The organism is Streptococcus cristatus (genome assembly GCF_001588905.1).
In the GTDB taxonomy this organism is placed as follows: Bacteria; Bacillota; Bacilli; order Lactobacillales; family Streptococcaceae; genus Streptococcus; species Streptococcus cristatus_N.
Window position 1 is genome coordinate 15445 of record NZ_LAWH01000036.1, and the last position, 19570, is coordinate 35014.

A 19570-nucleotide genomic window follows, 5' to 3' on the forward strand; every position below is an offset into this window, starting at 1 on the left:
AAAGTCTATCCGTTTTTATTGTCTGAAAAATAGGGATGAAAAGCTAGGCTTCTAAATAAAGGAATGCTGATGAGCGTGATTGCGACCATTTTTAAAAGATCAGGAAGAATGAAAGGTGTGACACCAACAGCAATGGCCTTAGAAAATCCCATGTTAGCCAGAAAATGAAGTCCGATTACGCCACCGACAAAAACCAGTGCATCTCCGAGCAGGTTAGCCAAAAAGATCGTGTAAAACTTGCTATCTTTGCTTGTCAAACTGGAAGTGACCAGTGCAAAGAGCAGATAAGCCCAAAGATAACCTGCACTTGGTCCAAGAAGTGCTTGAAAGCCTCCGCTTCCACCAGCAAAAACCGGCAATCCAATAGCTCCGAGAAGCAAATATAAGAAAACAGCTAAGATAGCTTCGCGGCGCTCAAAGATGGTTGCAATCAGGCCGACAGCAAAGGTCTGTAGAGTAATGGGAATCGGTCCAATGGAGAAACTAAGCTGGGAGAGTACAGCTAAGAAAGCGGAACCAATAGCTGGAAGGGCAAGAAGAAAAGCTTTGTTCTTTTTCATAATAGTAAACCTCTTTTTTAAATTACGGTAACTATTCTAAATCAAAATAAAAAAAAGTCAAGTCTTTTTACATCAGACTAGACAGTTGTTTGCTTATTTCCGCTTTTTACGACTCCGAATGAGGAGGAAGATAAAGGCGATTAAGCCAAAAATATTAAAGAAAATAATTCCCAGAGCTGCTAATAATTTTTTCGTTTTGCTCATTTCCAAACCCCTTTCTCTTAGTATTTCTTCCTATCATATCAAAAATTCCTCTTCTTGAATAGCAGAAAGGGTAAAAGATGGTTGGGAAGTTATAAATATTTCAAGAAAATAGGATTATCTTGACAAGTTACAATTTATAAGCTTGTCCAGAAGAAGTGAGCCAACTAAATAAAAAAGAGGAAGATCCTTTAAATAAATCTTCCTCAATTTTAGAAATAATTTAGAATTTCTTGAATGATAATTGAATCTTATGCTTTAAAATAAAGTAAGAAGTCAAAGAATAAATCCAGATAGTGTGACTAGTTCTATCTAAATGGCATAAGACTTCTTTCTTACAAAAATGTAAGATAAAGATCCAAAATGAAAGGATAAGTTATGGTTGCCCTTTATTCTTTATTTTATGATAATAATGAGCTTTAGAAAGGCGAAAGAAGAAACTTTTAGCGCATGGTGACAAATTCTTCGGAGCCAGTTGGGTGGATGGCAACGGTGGCGTCGAAATCGGCTTTGGTAGCTCCCATCTTAATAGCAACAGCGAAGCCTTGAATCATTTCATCTACGCCATAGCCAATGCCGTGGAGGCCGACAACTTTTTCATCGTGACCAGCAGTGATAAGCTTAAACTTGGCCTGCTGGCGGTGCTGGGTGACAGCTGAGTACATAGAGGTAAAGCTAGAGGTGTAGACATGAACTTGCTCAGCGCCATAATCTCGAATAGCTTCTTCCTCCGTCAGCCCTACTGTGCCAATAGCGGGGTGGGAGAAGACGACAGTCGGAATAGTGGAGTAATCCATCTTGGCATCTGTCTTGCCGTTAAAGAGGCGCTCAGACAGGGTGCGTCCAGCCTTGATTGCTACTGGTGTCAGCTCTTTTTCGCCCGTCACATCGCCCAAGGCATAGATGCCAGGTACGACAGTATTTTGGTATTCATCCACAGCGATGAAGCCTCGGTCATTTAGGGTAACCCCTGCAGCATCAAGATTGAGCCCTTGGACATTTGGCTTGCGGCCAATAGCCCAAATAATCCGCTCAGCAATATGGCTACTACCGTCTTGGAAGTAGAGTTGTAGTTGGCCATCAGGAAGTTTTTCCACTCGTTCGGGTATCTTGTGAGCATGAAGACTAGGGCCAGATTTTTTCATTTCAGCTACCAATCCGTCAATCAGATAGCTATCGAAATTACGGAGAGGACGGTCGCGACGGACAAAGAGATCCGTCTTGACACCTAGAGTATGGAGGACACCAGCAAGCTCCACTGCGATATAGCCTGCTCCGACGACAGCAACAGACTTGGGCAGCTCTTCCCAAGCAAAAACATCGTCAGAAGTCTCACCGTATTCGGCACCAGGAATCTGAGGAATGGCTGCATGAGCACCTGTTGCGATAACGATGTGTTTGGCGCGAATCAATTCTCCATTGACTTCGACTGTATGCTTGTCAACGAAATGAGCGCGACCTTCGATCAGTTCAACGCCGTTGCGTTTGAAGCTGCCATCATAGGATGAACGAGCACGGTCAATGTAGGCTTCCCGATTCTTTCGTAAGGTAGCAAAGTCAAAGTGCTGATTTTCTGAAGTAAAGCCATAGTCTGGTCCGTAGTGTTGGATGGCCTCGGCAATCTGAGCACCGTACCACATGATTTTTTTAGGGACACAACCGACATTGACACAGGTTCCCCCTAATTTCTTTTCTTCAATGACAGCTGCTTTAGCGCCATGCTCACCAGCACGATTCATGGTAGCAATACCCCCGCTACCCCCGCCAATTGCAATAATATCGAATTCTTTCATAGTTAGATAGAAGCTCCTTTAATCAATATGAAGTAATTGTACCTTTTTTAGAAAATGAATGCAAAAATCTGCTATGATTTAGAGATCCTGCAGCGTTTTTAGAGGAAAAATGGTCTTTTAGGGATTTTGTCCCTTTTCCTATCACAATATGTTAGGCTTATGATATAATGTAGTATAAAAGAAAAATGGTTTTCATCAAGAGGAGGAAAAAAGATGAAAAAGCTGAAAAAATGGCAGCTATTTAGTATTATCGGAGTTGCTGTTGTAGTTGTATTGGGAGCAATTTCTGCAATAGTCCTGAGTAATCTTAGTTCTACAACAGAACCTAAGGAAGTTGCACCAATTGTGCAGCAGGCAAAAGAAGGTAGTATAGCCTCATCTGTTCTGTTGACAGGGACCGTAACGGCTAACTCAGAGCAATATGTTTATTATGATGCTACCAAGGGCGACTTGGAGTCCGTCCTAGTCAATGTTGGCGACCAAGTAGCTGTAGGACAAGCACTTGTTCAATATAAGAGCACAGAAGCTCAAGCAAATTATGATGCAGCAGTTCGTGCTGTCAATAAGGCTGACCGTCAGATTAATGACTTACAGACTAATGGGGCGACAGTAGAAAAAACTGGCGATGAAGAGACGGATAGTAAATCCCTTGCTTCTGCTCAACGTACCGTCGATTCTCAACTGGCTGATTTGCGCGATGCACGTTCAGACGCTGTGGACAATATGAACAAGGCGCAAGCATTGTTGAATGCAGCGACTGTTACAAGCACTGTTGAGGGAACAGTAGTAGAAGTAAATCGCGATGTATCCAAATCAACAACAGGAACCAACCAAACCTTGGTGCATATTGTCAGCAACGGTAGCCTTCAAATCAAGGGAGAACTCTCTGAGTACAATCTGGCTAATTTATCAGTTGGACAAGAAGTAACCATTACCTCAAAAGTGTATCCAGATAAAAAATGGACAGGTAAAATTAGCTATATTTCCAACTATCCTAAGGACGGACAGCAAGCTTCATCAACCAATACAGGTGGCGCGGCTTCCTCTGCAAAATATCCATTTACAGTTGATATCACAAGTGAAATTGGTGATTTGAAGCAAGGTTTCTCTGTCAGCGTTGAAGTGAAAAACAATACAAAAGGGATTCTTGTACCAGCAAGCAGTATCATCTCAGACGGAGACAAGAACTACGTTTGGACTGTCGAAAAAGGTAAAGCAAAGAAAGTGGAAGTAACCTTAGGAAATGCTGATGCTGAAAATCAAGAAATCTCATCTGGTTTGACAAAAGACAGTAAAGTTATCACTAATCCAACAGATAGCTTGAAAGATGGTCAAGAGGTGAAAGCGGATGAAAAAACTCATTGATCTACGAAATATTAATAAAACCTATCGGAATGGTGACCAAGAACTTAAAGTCTTAAAAAATATCAATTTGACAGTTGAAGAGGGCGAGTTTGTGGCTATCATGGGGCCGTCTGGTTCCGGGAAGTCCACCCTGATGAATATTATCGGGATGTTGGATCGCCCGTCTACTGGCGAGTATTTTTTAGAAAATGAAGATGTTGCAAACTTGGGTGATAAGAAGTTAGCCAAGGTTCGAAATAATCAAATCGGCTTCGTTTTTCAGCAATTTTTCCTCTTGTCTAAATTAAACGCCCTTCAAAATGTAGAACTCCCTTTGATTTATGCGGGGGTGTCACAAGGAAGTCGAAAAAATTTAGCTAAGCAGTATCTAGAAAAAGTAGATTTGGGTACTCGTATGACCCACTTGCCATCAGAGTTGTCTGGGGGACAGAAGCAACGTGTTGCCATTGCGCGTGCCTTGGTAAATAATCCTTCGATTATTCTTGCCGACGAGCCGACAGGAGCCCTCGATACCAAAACTGGAGAGCAAATCATGGAACTCTTGACGGAGTTGAACGCTGAGGGAAAAACGATTATCATGGTTACTCACGAACCTGAAATTGCTGCCTATGCTAAGCGTCAGATTGTCATTCGTGATGGAGTCATCTCTTCAGATAGCGCTGAGAAGGAGGAACGTGATTAATGCAAAATTTTAAATTTGCCATTAGTTCCATTCTTGGGCATAAGATGCGGGCTTTTCTGACCATGATCGGGATTATCATCGGGGTTGCGTCTGTTGTCGTCATCTTGGCATTGGGAAATGGAATGCAACAGGGAGTTACCAAGAGCATCACAAAAGAACAGAAGTATGTAAGCTTGCTTTATTCTCCCACTAAAAATAATTATACGATGGGAGTCAACTTGATGGATGTCGGTGGTGGTCCAGATGCAGATAGTGAGATACTAGAGGAACCACCTGTTGTCCAAGAGTCTTGGGTCAAGGAACTACTCAAAATTGACGGAGTCAAGGGCTATTATGTGACCAACGGTTCGACAGCTGACTTTTCTTATCAGAACAAGAAGTCTGATAAGGTCAACATTACGGGAGTGAATGCTACATTCTTTAAAATTAGAAAATATGAGATTTTAGCTGGACGGACTCTCTTGCCTAGTGACTATCAAAGTTTTTCTAATGTGATGATGATTGATGAAACAGTGGCAACCAGCCTGTTTGGAAGTAGTGCAGAAGCCCTGAATAAAATAGTTTCAGTCGGTGACAGCAACTATCGGGTTGTTGGGATTTATAAGGATCCCAATGCTGGTCAGAGCATGAGTATGAGCTCAGGTAGCGCCCTGATGGCTAATACACAGGTAGCATCTGAATTTCATACAGATGAAATTGCAACTGTCTATATCTATGTGCCAGAAGTGGATCGTATCAACGAAGTTGGTGTAGAAGCGGCCAAAGAATTGACGGCTCTTTCAGGAGCTCGTCAAGGAGAATATCAAATCCTGAATATGGATACCTTGCTGGAGCAGTACAATCAAATTACAGGAACTATGACCGGTGTTATCGGAGCTATTGCAGGAATTTCCCTCTTTGTTGGTGGTATCGGTGTGATGAATATTATGTTGGTATCCGTTACAGAGCGGACACGGGAAATTGGTTTGCGAAAAGCTCTTGGAGCAACGCGTGGAAATATTCTCACGCAGTTCTTGATTGAATCTATGGTATTGACCCTTATTGGTGGCCTGCTTGGTCTTAGCCTTGCCTACGGAATCAATGCTCTGCTAGCTGCAGTCGTGCCTGAAAACGTATTTGGAGGCCCACCAGTTGTCTCTGTCACTGCAGCAGTTGGAAGCCTTGTCTTCTCAGCCATGGTTGGTATTGTCTTTGGTATCTTGCCGGCTAATAAAGCCTCTAAACTAGATCCGATTGAAGCGCTGAGATATGAATAATGATAGCAAAAGTCTGGGAGACCAGACTTTTTGTCATGTGAAAAATCCCGCTGGAATTTCAGCGGGATTTGTTTTTTTAAACTTGTGTAAGTTTGAGATTACTTCATTGTTGGGAAGAGCAATACATCGCGAATGGTAGTCACATCTGTGAGCAACATTACAAGACGGTCGATACCGATTCCGAGGCCTCCAGTTGGTGGCATACCGTATTCCAAGGCTTCAACGTAATCATAGTCGATGCCAGTTGCTTCGTCATCGCCAAGTTCTTTAGCTTTAGCTTGTGCTTCAAAACGAGATAATTGATCGATTGGATCGTTCAGCTCAGTGAAGGCATTAGCATATTCTTTGGTCATGATGAAGAGCTCGAAGCGGTCCGTGAAGCGTGGGTCTTCTGGGTTTTTCTTAGCCAGAGGTGACACAGCGACAGGGTGACCATAGACAAAGGTTGGCTGAATCAAGGTTTCTTCAACAAATTCTTCAAAGAAAGCATTGATGACATGTCCTACTTCGGTGAAGTGCTTTTCAAGCGGCACTTTCTTTTCTTTAGCCAAGGCAGCAGCTTCTTCAAAGCTCATATCTTGCCAGAAGTCTACGCCAGTGATTTCCTTGATGGCATCCACCATATGAACACGTTTAAATGGTTCGTTGATCTTGATCTCAGTACCTTGGTAGTTGATTGGTCCATCTCCTTTTACAGAAATGGCAGCATGTTGGATAATGCCTTCTGTCAAGTCCATGATATCTTGGAAGTCCGCATAGGCTTGGTAAACTTCGATAGAAGTGAACTCAGGGTTGTGAGTGGCGTCCATACCTTCGTTACGGAAGATACGGCCAATTTCATAGACGCGTTCCATACCACCGACGATAAGACGTTTCAAGTGAAGCTCAGTCGCAATCCGCAGTACCATGTCAATGTTTTGGGCATTGTGGTGGGTGATAAATGGACGGGCAGCAGCACCGCCTGCTTCGTTGTGGAGAACAGGTGTTTCAACTTCAAGGAAGCCTTGTCCATCCAAGTAACGACGAATTTCTGAGATAATTTTTGAACGAGTGACAAAGCGCTCAAAGCTCTCGCGGTTGGAAATCAGGTCCAAATAACGTTTACGGTAGATAGTTTCTACGTCAGTCAAACCGTGGAATTTCTCTGGAAGGGGGCGCAGAGCTTTTGAAAGGTGAGTAATATGCGTTGCTTTGATAGAGAGTTCTCCCATATCTGTGCGCATCACATCGCCTTCAATTCCCAAGAAGTCACCCAAGTCAGCTTTTTTGAAAATCTCATAGTTTTCTTCACCGACCTCGTCCTTACGAACGTAAATTTGAATTTGGCCTTCACGGTCTTGGATGTGGGCAAAGCCGACTTTCCCTTTTCCGCGTTTGGTCATGAGACGACCAGCAATAGTTGCTTTTTCGTTCAATTCATGTAATTCTTCTTTGGATTTGTCGCTGTATTTTTCTTTAAGTTGAGCAGAATTTGCAGTGCGTTCAAAACGTTTTCCGAATGGATCAATTCCTTGCTCAGCTAGCGCAGCCATTTTTTCACGGCGAATAATCTGCTGGTCATTTAATTCTTCAATATGTTCAGTAGTCATTTTCTTCCTCCTAAGGCTTTCCCTTCTATTTTATCACAAAACAAAAGGAAATTCAGCAATAATTAGATATAAAAATAGAAAACCTGCGATGTTTAAAGATTCGCAGTTTCATCAGTTAGCATGTAATCTAAGTTGTTCCAAGCAAGTAACTTGAAAGAGTCAAAGTTGTTTGTTTCCAAAATGGTGACGCTAGCATTGGCCAAGCCTCCGTCCTTACGGAGCGAAGATGTTTCGTAACCGAGCAGGCGACGAATGCTGGCAGTTAGGTTGGCCCCATGTCCGACAATCAAGACATTTTGAAAATCTTTCCCTTTGAGAGACTTCACGAAGGAAATTGTCCGCTGAGTAGTTTGATCGACAGATTCTGCTCCAAATAGTTGGTGATCAAACTGGGATAAATCGTGGCGAAAGGCCCACATCTGCTGAGGATAAGTGGCTTCTACAGTAGCAATTTTGGCTCCTTCTAATTTTCCAAGAGCCCACTCTCTTAGTTGAGGAGTTGGAACAATATCGGTTTGATACTGGTTTTCACTTTGGATAATTTCTGCAGAACGGTAAGCGCGCGACAAATCGCTAGAGTAGATTTTATCGAATTGAACGTTTGATAAATGCTTGCCCAAGCGCTTGAGCTCATCAATGGATGTCGCCAGCAGTGGAGAATCTCCGCTGGCTCCTTGGAAACGCATTTCTAGATTCCATTCGGTTTTTCCATGTCGGATAAAATACAATTTCATATCAAGATCCTTTTTCCTTTTGAAGCGAATAGCCTAGTCCTCTTTCAAGTCCGCAAACTGTGCTTGAACAAAGTCAGCCAAATCCTGAGCCTTGATCTGGATGCTACGGCCGACTTCACCAGCAGAAACAATGATGCTTTCGCGACTCAGAGCCGTTTGGTCAATGAAAATGGGGAAGGAGTGTTTTTGGCGAATGCCGACAGGATTATTGGCGCCATGGATGTAACCAGTTGTTTTTTCTAAGTCTTTCTGCGGAATCATACTGACTTTTTTATTGCCTGAAATTTTTGCTAATTTCTTTTCGGACAGATGTTCGGTGATAGGTAGGATGCCAATGACTGTTCCTGTTTTATCTCCGTTTAAAGCCAGTGTTTTATAAATTTGCGAGCGGTCAAATTCCTCTGTCAGGCTATCATCTAAGGCATTAATCTGCAAGCCTTGGTGTTCGATTTTTGCCTTGTTTAAAATTTGCTCGACCAGTGTTTTTTTGAGTTTTGTCTTTTTAGCCATTATTTATATTTCTCTTCTAATTGGGACATCCAAATTCCTAGCCAGATACCTAGTCCAAAGAAAAAGGCAGCAAGAACAAGGGTGAAAATGGATACGCCTGCATAACTAATGCTCTCATTGTTGCCGCTTTGGGGGAGGACAATGAGCAAGGTGCTGGACAATACAATACCAATGATAAAATGGTAAACGCGGGAATGATAATGTTTCAAAATGTAGTCCATGGCTTTTGAAAAGAGAATCAGAGCCAGAGCGCCGCCGATGCCGATTGGCAGGAAAGTGCCAAATAAATCCAGGCGTTTAAATCCTGTCAGCATGGGAGAATAGAGTCCTAGAATCAATAGCAGATTTGAAGGACTGAGTCCCGGAATCAAGATTCCTAAAGCGATAAGAGCACCCGCTAAAACAAAGGACAGGAAGTTAGCTGGCAGTGTTCCCACCATTCCATTCAGCGAGTAAAGAAAGATCCCTGACAAGATGAAACTAAGCCAGAAGGTAACAGTATCAGCTCGATCTCTGTCGGATTCCTTGACGGATTCTTTGATCAGGCTGGGAATGGTACCGATGATGGCTCCAGCAAAGCCCCAGAGAACGATAACCTTGTAATTATCCAGCAAGAGATTGACTGGATAGGAGAAGGCTGCGATCCCTAAAACCATCCCAATAGCCACAGGAGTGAAGTAGAGAACATTCTCGATAAAATTTTCTTTGATATGGGCTAAAAAGCGAATCATTCGCTCATAAATCCCCAAAATCGCGGCCAATACACCGCCAGACACACCTGGCAAGATGAAGCCAAGTGCGATAATCATTCCTTTTAAAACTCTAGCAATCCATGAAATCATAATATCTCCCTACAAGTTTTTTCATTAGACTATTGTACCATAAAGCTACATACTTTTCTGAAAAAAGCAAGAAAAATATCTTGTACAGAGAAAAAAAGATACGAGATTTCCTAACAATTATCTTGCATCTTTTTTATTTTGGTGTTGAAAATAATTTCTTGTAAGTCTCTTTTTTATCCTGTACAGGAGAGAGCTGATTGAGGTCTAAGTTATGTGGGAAACCTTCCAATTTACCTTCTGAGGTGTATTGATGTAGGTCATAGGGCTGTTCAGTATTTGGAGCAGCGTTATAGTAGCCGTCATTATAGCCATAAGTTGGAATCCAAACGGCAGTAAATTTCTCAGTTGAGATACTATGCTCTTCCATGAAATAGGTACCAATGTAGATACCAATATTTTGAGCTCCAAGACTTTCAAGCTTGGCACGAAAGGCCTCGATTCCTGCGTTCATGTCGCCCATAGTCTTTTCTTCAACATCAAGCCAGTAAAAGGTAGGTTTATATTTCGAAGATGCCTTGTAGAAGCTTTCAGCTTCTTTTTCCATTTCTTTGATATTGCCCGCTGCTATATAAGCATAGACAGCTACAGGAATCCCTCGTTTTTGAAACTCTTGGATATGGGTAGCAAATGATTTGTCAAGTCCATTTAAATGAGTGGCAACATTTTCTTTTTTTGCTTGAGCTCCACTATGCACGCGAATGATAGCACCAGAAATATTTGTTGATAAGGTATCATAGTCTATTTCGCTGGGCAATTGCCAACCGGAAAGGTCAACGATAGGCTTATTAAGCAATTCTTCCTCAGGTTCGTCTGAAGGAGTTTCCTCCTTTTTTTTCTTGGTTGTCACCTGACTGACTTGAGATTTTTTTGTTTGGGCTTGTTTAATTTGCACATCAAGATGGTGCTTACTTATGACAATATATAGAATAAAGCAAGCAAAGAATAGCAAGAGTGCAAGCGGTTTAATCCTTTTTCTCATACTGTTTCATTGTAACGTAAAATAAATAGAAAAGCAAAGTATTTATCTATATTTCCAGCGAAATACGAAAATGTAATCTGATTGCAATAGAAGATAAAACAATTTGAAATAAATGGATTTTTGAGGCGATAAATAAGTAAATATCTTTGGAGGCCATCCTAATGCTTTTTTTTCAAATCAAAAAGTGGTATAATGAAGTTTGAATTTTTAGAATAAATTGGTGAAATATGAAAATTGACAAAAAGCATTTATTGAATTACTCAATTTTGATTCCGTACATGCTGTTATCTGGCATTGGCTTGATTGTCGTTTATTCCACGACGAGCCCCATCCTCATTCAAAATGGGCTCAATAGTTTTCGAATGGTCGCCACTCAAGCAGGTTTTTGGCTCTTCAGCTTGGTGATGATTGGGATTATTTACCGAATGAAGCTGGATTTTCTGAAGAGGCCAGGAGTGATTACGTTTGTTATCATAGCTGAAATTATTCTGCTTTTACTCTCACGCTTTATCACAGGAACGATCAATGGGGCACACGGTTGGCTCAAAGTCGGTCCAGTTACTGCTCAGCCAGCAGAATACCTGAAGATTATTTTGGTCTGGTATTTGGCCCTACAGTTTTCTAAGAAACAAGAGCAAATAGAAGTATATGATTATCAAGCAATCACTTTTAATCAGTTGATTCCACGTGCTGTTACGGATTGGCGGGTTATTGTTGCTTTCTTGATTGGTCTTGTGGTTATCATGCCCGACTTAGGAAATGCGACCATTTTGCTCTTAACAGTTTTGATTGTAATTTCCACCAGCGGAATTGCTTACAGATGGTTCTCGACCATGCTGGGTGCTGTTGTAGGAGGGTCGGCAGCAGTTTTAGCGAGTATTTGGTTGATAGGTGTCAAGCGTGTTGAGCAAGTTCCTGTTTTTGGGTATGTCGCAAAGCGTTTTAGTGCTTTTTTCAACCCTTTCGACGATTTGTCCGGCTCAGGTCACCAGTTGGCCAATTCTTACTATGCCATGAGTAATGGTGGTTGGTTTGGCTTAGGCTTAGGAAATTCTATCGAAAAACGAGGTTACCTACCAGAGGCTCATACAGACTTTGTTTTCTCGATCGTTATTGAAGAAGTCGGATTCTTTGGAGCTACTTTAATTTTAGCCCTGCTCTTTTTCTTGATTTTACGAATTATTCTCGTAGGTACAAGAGCTAAGGATCCATTTAATTCTATGATGGCTTTGGGAATTGGCGGTATGATTCTGATGCAAACCTTTGTCAATATTGGTGGTATTTCGGGCTTGATCCCTTCAACCGGTGTAACCTTCCCATTCTTATCTCAGGGGGGAAACAGTTTATTGGTTCTATCAGTTGCCATTGCCTTTGTTTTAAATATTGATGCTAATGAGCGACGAAACGCCATGTATCAGGAACTAGAAGTAAGTCAATCCTAAAAGATCTTCTTGTATGTTAGCTCTTCAACAATAGAAAGGTGTAAATAATGTCATTTACAAAATTAGAAAATTATAGCAATAAAGAAATGATTCGAGAAGAAGTTTCTATTTTAACGGACTTGTTGGTAGATATTACCCGGGATATTCTCAGTCCTGACACTTTTGCTAAAATCTCCATGATTGAAGAACTAGCAGTCCAATCTAAATACCAAGAGCTGAAAGCAGTAGTAGAAGAATTATCCACGGATGATATGGTCTATATCTCACGCTATTTTGCTATTTTACCTCTACTCATCAATATTTCTGAAGATGTTGACTTGGCTTATGAGATCAATCATCAAAATAATATCGACCAAGATTACCTTGGTAAGCTTTCGACGACGATTGATTTGGTTTCCACACGAGAAAATGCACAAGAAATCTTGGAAAATCTAAATGTTGTTCCCGTTTTGACTGCTCATCCGACTCAGGTTCAGCGCAAGACCATGTTGGATTTGACCAATCATATTCACACACTGTTGCGCCAGCATCGTGATGTTAAGGCTGGTCTGGTGAACGAAAAGAAATGGTTAGCCAATCTCCGTCGCTATATCGAGCTGATGATGCAGACTGATATGATTCGGGAAAAGAAACTTAAGGTTACCAATGAAATCACTAACGTTATGGAATACTATAACAGTTCTTTTCTTCAAGCAATCACGAACCTGATGCTAGAGTATAAACGCTTAGCAGAAGAAAAAGGAATCCATTTGGAAAATCCTAAACCAATCACCATGGGAATGTGGATTGGTGGTGACCGTGATGGAAATCCATTTGTAACCGCTGAAACTCTGAAATTGTCTGCAACGGTACAGAGCGAAGTTATTCTGAACTACTACATTGACAAGGTTTATACGCTCTATCGTAACTTCTCCCTATCTACTAATCTTTCAAAAACCAGTGAAGCTGTAGCAAAGATGGCAGCTTTGTCAAGCGACAAGTCTGTTTATCGGGAAAATGAGCCTTATCGCCGTGCTTTTCATTACATTCAGTCCAAGTTGATTCAGACCTTACTTTATCTGAAAGAAGGTAATTTTTCTGGTGAAGGGCACCGTTTGGCTGATAAAGCTGAAGCAGTCCTGCATGCAAATGCTGCTACCTCGGTTAGCCATAATGGTAGGGAAATTATTCCAAATTATATCCAGTCTAAACTTAGTGGTAGTTTAGATGAATTACGAAAAGAACAACTTCCATCTTATAAAGATGCACAAGAGTTTAAGGAAGATCTCCTTGTTATTCGTGATTCTTTGCTGGAGCACAATGGACAAGCCCTGGTGACTGGAGAACTTACTGAATTGCTACAAGCAGTTGACATTTTTGGTTTCTTCTTAGCCAGCATTGACATGCGTCAGGATTCTAGTGTCCATGAGGCTTGTGTGGCTGAGCTCTTGGCTTCTGCTAATATTGTGGAGGATTATAGCAGCTTGTCAGAGGAAGAAAAATGCCAAGTCCTTCTCAAGCAGCTTCTGGAGGATCCACGGATCCTGTCAGCCACTCATGCACCTAAATCTGAACTTCTACAAAAGGAATTAGAGATTTTCAAGACGGCTCGTCAGCTTAAGGATGCGATTGGCGAAGATGTTATCAAGCAAAATATTATTTCTCATTCCACTAGCGTATCAGACTTACTAGAGTTGGCAATTATGCTCAAGGAAGTTGGCTTGATTGATGAGGAAGGTGCGCGTGTGCAGATTGTTCCACTTTTTGAAACGATTGAGGACTTGGATAATTCCTGCGATACTATGGAGAAATATCTGTCTCTGCCAATTGCTCAAAAATGGATCGCTTCTAAAAACAACTACCAAGAAATCATGCTGGGCTACTCAGATAGTAATAAGGATGGTGGCTATTTATCATCGTGCTGGACACTTTATAAGGCTCAGCAACAACTGACAGCTATTGGTGATAAGTTTGGCGTCAAGATTACCTTCTTCCATGGTCGTGGAGGAACTGTCGGTCGTGGCGGTGGCCCAACCTATGAGGCAATCACTTCGCAACCATTGCGAAGTATCAATGATCGTATCCGCCTGACAGAGCAGGGTGAGGTTATCGGCAATAAATATGGTAATAAGGACGCTGCTTACTACAATCTGGAAATGCTCGTATCGGCAGCTATTAACCGTATGATAAGCTATAAGAAGAGTGATAGTAATACGAGCAATGAATACGAGAGAGTGATGGATCGAGTGGTCGATCGAAGCTACCAAATCTATCGCGATCTAGTCTTTGGCGACGAACGTTTCTACGATTACTTCTTTGAGTCTAGTCCTATTAAGGCCATTTCTAGCTTTAATATCGGTTCTCGTCCAGCGGCCCGTAAAACGATAACTGAAATCGGCGGCCTGAGAGCCATTCCTTGGGTCTTCTCATGGTCTCAAAGTCGGGTTATGTTCCCTGGTTGGTATGGCGTTGGCTCTAGCTTCAAAGAATTTATCGATGAAGATCCTGAAAAGAATCTGGCCTTCCTTCAATTTATGTATCAGAGATGGCCATTCTTCCAGTCCCTCTTGTCAAATGTTGATATGGTGCTGTCCAAATCTAATATGAATATCGCTTTTGAATATGCGCAACTTTGTGAAGACCAAAATGTACGCGATATTTTCAATACAATCCTAGACGAATGGCAGCTGACAAAGGATGTTATCTTGGCGATTGAAGGCCATGACGAGCTCTTAGCAGAAAATGCCTATCTCAAGGATAGCTTGAACTATCGGATGCCTTATTTCAATGTTTTGAACTATATCCAGCTTGAGCTGATCAAGCGTCAGCGGCGAGGAGAACTTTCACCAGAACAAGAACGTTTGATCCACATTACCATCAATGGAATTGCGACAGGACTACGAAATTCTGGTTGATGTATAAGCAGTTTTAAATGATATAAAAGAATCGGCTTTTGAGCCGATTTTTTATTGAGTTTAAACTATTTTGAGTCAATAATTCATTTCCTGCGATTCGTGTAAATAAAAAATGAAAAAGTTTTCATATCTGTGCGCTAAAATACTTGTAAGTGTTTACAATTAGTGATACAATGATAAGTGTAGAAAAATGAAAACGATATTTTCAACAAAAGAAAGGAAACTATATGAACACAGACGACACAGTAACCATTTATGATGTCGCCCGTGAAGCGGGAGTTTCAATGGCGACAGTCAGCCGAGTTGTAAATGGTAACAAGAATGTAAAAGAAAATACACGAAAAAAAGTACTAGAAGTAATTGAACGTCTTGACTATCGTCCCAATGCAGTTGCCCGTGGTTTGGCCAGCAAAAAGACGACCACAGTTGGTGTTGTAATTCCTAATATCACGAATAGTTACTTTTCTACTTTAGCTAAAGGGATCGATGATATTGCCGAAATGTATAAGTACAATATCGTCCTAGCAAACAGCGATGAAGATGATGACAAGGAAGTTTCGGTTGTTAATACCCTTTTCTCTAAGCAAGTAGATGGTATTATTTTTATGGGCTACCATCTGACAGAGAAAATTCGTTCAGAGTTTTCACGTTCACGGACACCAGTGGTTCTAGCAGGAACGGTGGATGTAGAGCATCAATTGCCAAGTGTCAATATTGATTATAAACAGGCAACCGTTGATGCTGTGGAACTATTGGCTAAACGCAACAAGAAAATTGCTTTTGTCAGCGGTCCTTTGGTAGATGATATCAATGGTAAAATCCGCTTGTCTGGCTACAAAGAAGCTCTGAAGGGCAAGAAAATTTCATATAGCGAAGGCTTGGTCTTCGAGTCTAAGTATAGCTACGATGACGGTTATCATCTAGCTGAACGTCTGATTGCTTCAAAGGCAACGGCGGCTTTTGTGACCGGAGATGAGTTGGCAGCAGGTTTGCTTAATGGTTTGGCTGATCGAGGTGTTCGTATTCCTGAAGACTTTGAAATCATTACTAGCGATGATTCGCAAATTGCTCGCTTTACTCGCCCTAATCTGTCTACTATTGGACAACCTCTGTATGATATCGGTGCGATTAGTATGCGGATGCTGACGAAGATTATGCATAAAGAAGAGTTGGAAGAGCGCGAAGTTCTCCTAGCTCATACGATCAATGAACGTAAATCAACTCGTAAATAATAAAATTGATACGGAATGGGACAGAATTAAATTTTGAAAGAATTTAGTTCTGTCTCGTTTTTTTATTTTGGTTAAACACAGTCGCCGAATATAAGAGACTCTGAGTTTCTTCTTTACAGAAATTTAGGTATAATAGAAGCAGGAATGCTGAAATTAGTTCTTGTTCTACTTACTTGACTGACGAAGGTTAAGAAGAAATAGGCTAGTTAGAGCTTGGGATAGATTTTCAGTAAAACGAAAAAATTAAGAAGTGGAAACGCATTTTTTCTGTCTTCTTTTTACTAGTAGGCATCATTTATCGTAGCTGTATCAAGGAGAATTTTGTGATTACACAACTAGATACCAAGACTGTTTATAGTTTTATGGATAGTTTAGTCTCTATCAAAAAATATGTTCAACGGTCCAAGGACTTGGGCTACAAAAGTCTAGGCATGATGGATGTGGACAATCTTTATGGGGCTTATCATTTTCTAGAGGAGGCAAAAGCGGCAGGACTTCAACCCTTGCTAGGTCTAGAAATGGAAATTTATAAAGATGGAAATCCTCTCAATCTGAGACTGTTGGCCTTGGATAGTCAGGGCTATCGCAATTTGATGAAGATTTCGACTCTGAAAATGATGAATCGTCAAAATTGGGAAGACTTTCAACATCTTTTTAAAGGGCTGGCTCTGATTGTGCCAATTTTTGAGGGCGTGGATCAACTAGATCTTGGTTTAGACTTTTATGTTGGAGTCTTTCCAGATACGCCAAGACAGGCATTAAGCAGGCCATTCCTGCCCTTGCACACGGTTCGTTACTTTGAGCAAGGAGATTTAGAAACCTTGCAAATGCTGAGGGCGATTCGGGATAACATTAGCTTGCGGGAGGTCGGTCATCTGTCGAGCCATGAATTTTTATTAGCGCCAGCCTCTTTAGAAGAAGCTTTCGCTGAAAACTTTCCAGAGAGTTTGCCCAACTTGGAGAAATTGATAGCTAATGTTCATTATGAAATCAATACTGACTTGAAGCTTCCACGCTTCAATCCAGAGCGGCCAGCTGTAGAGGAGCTGCGAGAATTGGCTGAGATGGGATTGGCCAAGCGGGGACTTGCAGGGGAAGTCTATCAAGTAAGGCTGGATCAGGAGCTGGATGTCATTCATCAGATGGGCTTTGATGATTATTTCCTTATTGTCTGGGATTTGCTGCGCTTTGGCCGCAGTCAAGGTTATTACATGGGGATGGGACGTGGCTCTGCAGTTGGCAGTCTGGTGGCCTATATTCTGGGAATTACAGGCATTGATCCCGTAGAAAAGAATCTGCTGTTTGAACGTTTCCTAAATCTGGAGCGCTATACCATGCCCGATATTGATATTGATATTCCCGATGTGTATCGGCGGGAGTTTATCCGCTATGTCCGAGATCGCTACGGCAGCATGCATGCGGCTCAGATTGTGACCTACTCAACCTTTGGAGCCAAGCAGGCCATCCGAGATGTCTTTAAGCGCTTTGGTTTGCCAGAGTACGAGCTGACCAATATGACCAAAAAAATCGGCTTTCGAGACAACTTAACCACTGCTTATGAGCGAAATATAGCTTTTCGTCAGATTATCAATAGCAAACTAGAATACCAGAAGGCCTTTGAAATTGCCAAAAAAATCGAAGGCAATCCACGTCAGACCTCAATCCATGCTGCTGGTGTCGTCATGAGTGACGATGATTTGACCAATCAAATTCCCTTAAAATATGGGGAAGACATGTATCTCACCCAGTACGATGCCCACGGTGTCGAAAGCAATGGACTGCTTAAGATGGACTTTCTGGGCCTGCGCAATTTAACCTTTGTCCAGCGGATGAAAGAAGCAGCTCTAGACAAATACGGAGTTGATATTGATATTGCTGGTATTGACTTGGAGGACGAGGAAACTCTGCGCCTTTTTGCAGCGGGTAATACCAAGGGTATTTTCCAGTTTGAACAAGCGGGTGCCATCAGTCTTTTGAAAAGAGTCCAACCTGTAAAGTTTGAAGAAGTAGTAGCTACCACCTCTCTCAATCGTCCTGGAGCTAGTGACTATATTGATAACTTTGTCAAGCGCAAGCACGGTCGCGAGCGCGTGGAGATGATTGATCCGAGCTTGGAGGATATCTTGGCTCCAACTTATGGCATCATGCTTTATCAAGAGCAGGTCATGCAGGTTGCCCAGCGCTTTGGTGGTTTTAGTTTGGGAAAGGCCGATATTTTACGACGGGCGATGGGCAAGAAAAATGCTGCTGAAATGCATAAAATGGAGGAAGAATTTGTCAGGGGAGCTGTCAAATTGGGGCACTCAGAGACTAAAGCCAAGGAAGTCTTTGCGGTCATGGAGAAATTTGCCGGCTATGGCTTCAACCGTAGCCACGCCTATGCTTACTCGGCTCTAGCTTTTCAGCTGGCCTATTTCAAGGCTCACTATCCAGACATCTTCTTTGATGTCATGCTTAATTATTCTAGCTCGGACTATATAACAGATGCACTCGGCTTTGGCTTTGAGCTAGCTCCCTTGACCATCCATAACATTCCCTATAAAGATAAGTTTCAGGAGCGAAAAATCTATCTTGGCCTGAAAAATATCAAGGGCTTACCAAGAGATTTTGCATTCTGGATCATAGAAGAGCGTCAAAAGAATCCCTTCAGCAGTGTGGAAGATTTTATCTTACGCCTGCCGCAGAATTATCATAAATTGCCACTTTTAAGCCCTTTGGTGCAATTGGGGCTCTTTGATGTTTTTGAGCCCAATCGGCAGAAGATTTTGCACAATCTACCGAATCTTTTTGTCTTTGCAGATGAGCTGGGAAGTTTATTTGCTGATACTAGCTATTCATGGACGGATGCCGAGGATTTTACTGCTGCAGAAAAGTTTGAGCAGGAGCAAGCCTTGATTGGAATTGGACTTAGTGACCATCCACTCATTAGCCTAGCCAAGAAAGCCAATCGTTCTTTTGTCTGGATTGAAGAGCTGGCCGATAATAGTAAGGCGACCATTCTAGTTGAAGTCCAGTCTATCAAGGTGATTCGCACAAAAAATGGTGAAAACATGGCCTTTATGCAAGTGACGGATACCAAGAAAAAGTTAGATGTTACTTTATTCCCTGAAGTTTATCGCCGCTTTGCTCAACTAATCCAAGAAAAAGGCTATTACTATCTGACTGGAAAAATTCAGGAGAGGGATGGCCGGTTACAAATGGTTCTAGCAGAGGTGGAAAAAGCAAGCTCGGAACGCTTTTGGATCCAATTAGCTGATACTAGTCATGACAGGCAGATTGCGGAGATCCTGCAGCGATACCCAGGGGATATTCCCGTGGTGCTACGCTATGAGAATGAGAAGAAAACGGTTCCTGCATCAGGCTTTCAAGTTCAAAAATCAGACCAACTTCAAGCTGAACTAGAAAATTACAGCATGAAAACGGTTTTTCGGTAAAAAATCAGGAAAATAAGAGAATTTTTATTCTGATTGTGGTATAATCTATAAGAATGT

The 19570-nt window shown here is 41.7% G+C and carries 14 protein-coding genes; 7 read left to right on the top strand and 7 right to left on the bottom strand.

The window, feature by feature from the left end; translation table 11 throughout:
- Nucleotides 1–5: 5 nt before the first annotated feature.
- A complete protein-coding gene (locus tag A0765_RS07535; protein WP_062005740.1) occupies nucleotides 6–560 on the bottom strand; it encodes a biotin transporter BioY in 555 nt (184 codons plus the stop codon).
- Between the two features lie 644 nt (nucleotides 561–1204).
- Nucleotides 1205–2554, bottom strand: a complete 1350-nt coding sequence (gene gorA, locus A0765_RS07540) for a glutathione-disulfide reductase (protein ID WP_062005742.1) — start codon at nucleotides 2552–2554, stop codon at nucleotides 1205–1207.
- Between the two features lie 213 nt (nucleotides 2555–2767).
- On the opposite strand from gorA, the gene A0765_RS07545 reads away from it, so the two are divergent.
- The 3 genes from A0765_RS07545 to A0765_RS07555 are packed head-to-tail and all read left to right on the top strand — an operon-like array spanning nucleotide 2768 to nucleotide 5857.
- The gene (locus A0765_RS07545; protein WP_005590698.1) at nucleotides 2768–3919 is read left to right on the top strand and encodes an efflux RND transporter periplasmic adaptor subunit; all 1152 of its coding nucleotides are present in this window, start codon (nucleotides 2768–2770) and stop codon (nucleotides 3917–3919) included.
- Nucleotides 3903–4601 carry an ABC transporter ATP-binding protein gene (locus A0765_RS07550; RefSeq protein ID WP_048763610.1) on the top strand — a complete coding sequence of 233 codons (699 nt, stop codon included), beginning with the start codon at nucleotides 3903–3905 and terminating at the stop codon, nucleotides 4599–4601. Before A0765_RS07545 ends, A0765_RS07550 begins: the two co-directional genes overlap by 17 nt.
- Nucleotides 4601–5857: an ABC transporter permease gene (locus A0765_RS07555; protein WP_062005744.1), complete on the top strand. Its 1257-nt coding sequence runs from the start codon at nucleotides 4601–4603 to the stop codon at nucleotides 5855–5857. The genes A0765_RS07550 and A0765_RS07555 overlap by 1 nt, the downstream gene beginning before the upstream one ends.
- 98 nt (nucleotides 5858–5955) lie before the next feature.
- Here A0765_RS07555 and lysS read toward each other — a convergent pair whose 3' ends face one another.
- The 5 genes from lysS to A0765_RS07580 all read right to left on the bottom strand — a co-directional run bounded on the left by lysS (nucleotide 5956) and on the right by A0765_RS07580 (nucleotide 10511).
- On the bottom strand, nucleotides 5956–7446 hold the full coding sequence (lysS, locus tag A0765_RS07560) for a lysine--tRNA ligase (RefSeq protein ID WP_062005746.1): 1491 nt from the start codon (nucleotides 7444–7446) through the stop codon (nucleotides 5956–5958).
- A gap of 92 nt (nucleotides 7447–7538) precedes the next feature.
- Nucleotides 7539–8180 (bottom strand): histidine phosphatase family protein, encoded by a 642-nt coding sequence (locus tag A0765_RS07565; RefSeq protein ID WP_062005748.1) that lies wholly within the window; start codon nucleotides 8178–8180, stop codon nucleotides 7539–7541.
- A 33-nt stretch (nucleotides 8181–8213) separates the two neighbouring features.
- Nucleotides 8214–8690 carry an aminoacyl-tRNA deacylase gene (locus A0765_RS07570; protein WP_005590691.1) on the bottom strand — a complete coding sequence of 159 codons (477 nt, stop codon included), beginning with the start codon at nucleotides 8688–8690 and terminating at the stop codon, nucleotides 8214–8216.
- A complete protein-coding gene (locus A0765_RS07575; RefSeq protein WP_062005750.1) occupies nucleotides 8690–9532 on the bottom strand; it encodes a DUF368 domain-containing protein in 843 nt (280 codons plus the stop codon). The genes A0765_RS07570 and A0765_RS07575 overlap by 1 nt, the downstream gene beginning before the upstream one ends.
- Nucleotides 9533–9665: 133 nt before the next feature.
- Nucleotides 9666–10511, bottom strand: coding sequence for a glycoside hydrolase family 25 protein (locus A0765_RS07580; RefSeq protein ID WP_062005752.1), 846 nt, complete (start codon nucleotides 10509–10511; stop codon nucleotides 9666–9668).
- A gap of 227 nt (nucleotides 10512–10738) precedes the next feature.
- Here A0765_RS07580 and ftsW point away from each other — a divergent pair, with 227 nt between their 5' ends.
- From ftsW to A0765_RS07600, 4 genes are all read left to right on the top strand, one after another.
- Complete coding sequence (ftsW, locus tag A0765_RS07585; RefSeq protein WP_062005754.1) at nucleotides 10739–11953, top strand: cell division peptidoglycan polymerase FtsW; 1215 nt, start codon at nucleotides 10739–10741, stop codon at nucleotides 11951–11953.
- 47 nt (nucleotides 11954–12000) lie between these two features.
- Nucleotides 12001–14847 carry a phosphoenolpyruvate carboxylase gene (gene ppc, locus A0765_RS07590; RefSeq protein WP_062005756.1) on the top strand — a complete coding sequence of 949 codons (2847 nt, stop codon included), beginning with the start codon at nucleotides 12001–12003 and terminating at the stop codon, nucleotides 14845–14847.
- A 227-nt stretch (nucleotides 14848–15074) separates the two neighbouring features.
- Nucleotides 15075–16079: a catabolite control protein A gene (gene ccpA, locus A0765_RS07595; protein WP_005590686.1), complete on the top strand. Its 1005-nt coding sequence runs from the start codon at nucleotides 15075–15077 to the stop codon at nucleotides 16077–16079.
- A 323-nt stretch (nucleotides 16080–16402) separates the two neighbouring features.
- A complete protein-coding gene (locus A0765_RS07600; RefSeq protein WP_062005758.1) occupies nucleotides 16403–19513 on the top strand; it encodes a DNA polymerase III subunit alpha in 3111 nt (1036 codons plus the stop codon).
- Nucleotides 19514–19570 lie beyond the last annotated feature (57 nt).

Excerpts from the sequence above, each read along its gene's own strand:
- A0765_RS07535 (WP_062005740.1), bottom strand. The coding sequence starts at position 560 with ATGAAAAAGAACAAAGCTTTTCTTCTTGCCCTTCCAGCTATTGGTTCC.
- gorA (WP_062005742.1), bottom strand. The coding sequence starts at position 2,554 with ATGAAAGAATTCGATATTATTGCAATTGGCGGGGGTAGCGGGGGTATT.
- A0765_RS07545 (WP_005590698.1), top strand. The coding sequence starts at position 2,768 with ATGAAAAAGCTGAAAAAATGGCAGCTATTTAGTATTATCGGAGTTGCT.
- A0765_RS07550 (WP_048763610.1), top strand. The coding sequence starts at position 3,903 with ATGAAAAAACTCATTGATCTACGAAATATTAATAAAACCTATCGGAAT.
- A0765_RS07555 (WP_062005744.1), top strand. The coding sequence starts at position 4,601 with ATGCAAAATTTTAAATTTGCCATTAGTTCCATTCTTGGGCATAAGATG.
- lysS (WP_062005746.1), bottom strand. The coding sequence starts at position 7,446 with ATGACTACTGAACATATTGAAGAATTAAATGACCAGCAGATTATTCGC.
- A0765_RS07565 (WP_062005748.1), bottom strand. The coding sequence starts at position 8,180 with ATGAAATTGTATTTTATCCGACATGGAAAAACCGAATGGAATCTAGAA.
- A0765_RS07570 (WP_005590691.1), bottom strand. The coding sequence starts at position 8,690 with ATGGCTAAAAAGACAAAACTCAAAAAAACACTGGTCGAGCAAATTTTA.
- A0765_RS07575 (WP_062005750.1), bottom strand. The coding sequence starts at position 9,532 with ATGATTTCATGGATTGCTAGAGTTTTAAAAGGAATGATTATCGCACTT.
- A0765_RS07580 (WP_062005752.1), bottom strand. The coding sequence starts at position 10,511 with ATGAGAAAAAGGATTAAACCGCTTGCACTCTTGCTATTCTTTGCTTGC.
- ftsW (WP_062005754.1), top strand. The coding sequence starts at position 10,739 with ATGAAAATTGACAAAAAGCATTTATTGAATTACTCAATTTTGATTCCG.
- ppc (WP_062005756.1), top strand. The coding sequence starts at position 12,001 with ATGTCATTTACAAAATTAGAAAATTATAGCAATAAAGAAATGATTCGA.
- ccpA (WP_005590686.1), top strand. The coding sequence starts at position 15,075 with ATGAACACAGACGACACAGTAACCATTTATGATGTCGCCCGTGAAGCG.